Here is a 2,897-nt window from a genome sequence, read left to right as displayed (position 1 = left end):
CGGCGCGGCATTCGGTTAAAGACCGACGAGAGCGACGAATCCGAAAACGGCTAAGGCGACAATGATCATGAATGGATGGCAATCGAGACCCTGGGCCGAAGGCCGCACCCAAGCACGACCCCGGCTTCGGCGTGGCGGGGCTCGAATGCATCCGATGCTGCCGTTACTGGGCGCGATGCTTGCGAGTTCGGCGGCCTGGGCCTGGAATCCGTACGAGACCGACAGCGAATGGTCGGCCGCCGAACCGGGTTGGGATTTCGTCGATCCTGCGCGCGGCGCTGGAGCGGAACCGTTGCAAAGGCATGGCTATGAGTTCAGGCATGACCCAAAGCTCGATGCGCGGCAAGCCGATCGGCGCCACGGATGGCAATTTCGACCCCGCTCCGAGCGCGAGCAGGCACGCTCCGACGGCCAGGATCGGCGCTATCCGCCCATCGATGAGCGCGCCTATGATCCGCAGGAACCCTGGCACAGCTATCGGGACGAAGGGACCGCGTTCGGTTACCATGCCGAGGATCCCGGGTCGGACCGCTGGCGACGGCAATGGCCGCGTTAGGCGGTCTTCTTCATCATGCAGTTACTCTCAAATGATCGTTGCATAGGCGGATGATTACAGTCATCGGTTCCTTGAAGGGCGGCTCCGGTAAAAGCACCCTCACCTTCAATCTCGGGGTTTGGCTGGCGATGGCCGAGGTCGACGTGCAACTGCTCGATGCCGACCCTCAGGGCACCCTGACCGACGTCGCCGAGGTGCGCCAGGAAGAGGGCTTCGAGCCTCTACTCGCGGTCAAGGAGCGCAGCGCGCTCAACACCGAGACGCTCGCCCAGCACCAGGAGGTCGTCATCGATGTCGGCACCGCCGACATGGACGCGCTGCGCACCGCGATCACCCTCTGCGACCGGGTGGTCGTGCCGGTGCCGCCGTCGCAGGCCGATATCTGGTCGATCCAGCGTTTCATCCGGTTGATCAAATCCGTCGAGCGTGAACGCCCGGCGGAGATCCTCGGCTTCATCAATCGTGGCGATACCCATCATGCCGTGCGCGAGACGGACGAGACCGCGGCGGCACTGATCTCGTTGGCGGATGTTCGGTTTCTGAAAGTGCGCTTGTCGCAGCGCACCGTTTTCCGGCGCTCATTCAGCGAGGGTCTCGCCGTGTTCGAACTCGAGCCGCGTGGCAAAGGGGCGAAGGAGTTCCATGCGCTGGCGGCGGGCCTCTTCCCTCAGCTGCTGGGTTAGGCAACGCAGGCGTGTTTCATCGTCTCCTCCTATAACCAAACGTTAATGTTAGGATTGGCCGATCGATCAGCTGAAGTTCCCCACTGGGGAAGCCAACCTTGGCTGGGCTGGAAGCTTGCAGTCGTCAGAGAAGAGGTCGTGATTTCCAATGACAGTCAAGAACCCGCGCGAGCAAGAGCCTCTTCGAGAGACGCAGACAACGGAGTTGGAAACGGCGAATGGCGATCCCGTTGCCAGCCAGTTCGCGATGGATCGGCTGTCCCAGGCCTTCGAGACCAGCGCGCGGCGTTGGGAGTTGATCGTCTATCCGACCCTGTTCGCCTTCATCATCCTTGCCGCCTATGGTTTCTATCTGGTGTTCAGTTTGGCCAAGGATGTGCATTATCTGGCGATCAGTGTCGACTCGAACATGACGGTGCTGGCGAGCAACATGCAGTCGATCTCCGACAACATGGGTCAAATCAACTCCAATGTCCGCTCCATGACCGTGGGCGTCGATTCGATGGCGCGGGATGTGAATGCCCTGGAGCCGATGCTGTCCTCGATCGAGGCGATGAATCGCTCGATGCAGTCGATGACCTTCACGACCGCGAACATGCGCGACGATCTGGGCGCGATGAACCATAATATCGGGCGCCCGATGCGCTTCATGAATTCGTTCATCCCTTGGTAAGCCAGCCGTGGCGCGGGCCGTGCCCTCGGCGACAGACGCGGGCGAGCCGGCGGACGCTCCCAGGATTCGGTTGATCGTCGCCATCTCCTCGCGCGCGCTGTTCGATCTCAGCGAGTCGCATCGGGTGTTCGAGGAGCAGGGGGTCGAGGCCTATCACGCCTATCAGGTCGCGCATGAGACCGAGATCCTGGCGCCGGGCGTGGCCTTTTCGCTGGTGCGCAAGTTGCTGGCGCTGAACGAGCGCCTCGGCGATCGCGGACGGGTCGAGGTGATCCTGCTCTCGCGCAACAGCAGCGATACCGGATTGCGCGTCTTCAACTCGATCCGCCATCATGGCCTGGCGATCCGCTGTGCCGCCTTCACCAGTGGCGCCAGTCCCTATCGCTATGTCTCCGCATTCGGCGCCCACCTGTTCTTGTCCGCCGACCGTGACGACGTGCGCCAAGCCCTGAACGCCGGCTGCGCGGCCGCGACCATCCTGCCGGCGCCGGCGCGCGCGGCAGCGGAGGATGACGAGGAATTGCGCATCGCCTTCGATGGCGACGCGGTGCTGTTCTCCGACGAATCGGAGCGCATCTTTCGCGCCGAGGGCTTGGCCGCCTTCACCGCGAACGAGGTCGCGGCCGCCCAGCAACCCCTCTCCGATGGGCCATTCAAAGGCTTTCTGGTCGCGCTGCGGCGCATTCAGGCGCTGTTCCCGATCGAGCGGGCGCCGCTGCGCACCGCGTTGATCACGGCGCGCGGAGCGCCGACCCATGAGCGGGTGGTGCGCACGTTGCGGGCCTGGAATATTCGCATCGATGAATCGCTGTTCCTCGATGGACTCGGCAAGGGGCCCTTCCTCGCCGCGTTCGACGCCGATATCTTCTTCGACGATCAGGAACACCACTGCCGCGACACCCAAGGCCATGTCGCGACCGGGCATGTGCCACACGGCATCGCCAATCTGGAACCGTCTGATCCCGAGTGCTGAGACAGGGCGCTG

At 63.2% G+C, this 2,897-nt stretch carries 4 protein-coding genes; all 4 read left to right on the top strand.

Annotation, left to right across the window (positions count from 1 at the left end; all coding sequences use genetic code 11):
- The first annotated feature begins 154 nt into the window (after window positions 1–154).
- Complete coding sequence (locus ACLFQI_RS13090) at window positions 155–556, top strand: hypothetical protein (RefSeq protein ID WP_410759972.1); 402 nt, start codon at window positions 155–157, stop codon at window positions 554–556.
- A 50-nt stretch (window positions 557–606) separates the two neighbouring features.
- Window positions 607–1,239 carry an AAA family ATPase gene (locus tag ACLFQI_RS13085; RefSeq protein ID WP_410759970.1) on the top strand — a complete coding sequence of 211 codons (633 nt, stop codon included), beginning with the start codon at window positions 607–609 and terminating at the stop codon, window positions 1,237–1,239.
- Between the two features lie 148 nt (window positions 1,240–1,387).
- A complete protein-coding gene (locus tag ACLFQI_RS13080) occupies window positions 1,388–1,912 on the top strand; it encodes a hypothetical protein (protein ID WP_410759968.1) in 525 nt (174 codons plus the stop codon).
- A 19-nt stretch (window positions 1,913–1,931) separates the two neighbouring features.
- Window positions 1,932–2,885 carry a 5'-nucleotidase gene (locus tag ACLFQI_RS13075; protein ID WP_410759967.1) on the top strand — a complete coding sequence of 318 codons (954 nt, stop codon included), beginning with the start codon at window positions 1,932–1,934 and terminating at the stop codon, window positions 2,883–2,885.
- Window positions 2,886–2,897: the final 12 nt, after the last annotated feature.

The sequence above is a fragment of the Halochromatium sp. genome, assembly GCF_046541315.1.
Taxonomy (GTDB): domain Bacteria; phylum Pseudomonadota; class Gammaproteobacteria; order Chromatiales; family Chromatiaceae; genus Lamprobacter.
This window is presented reverse-complemented; position numbering and strand designations above follow the sequence as displayed.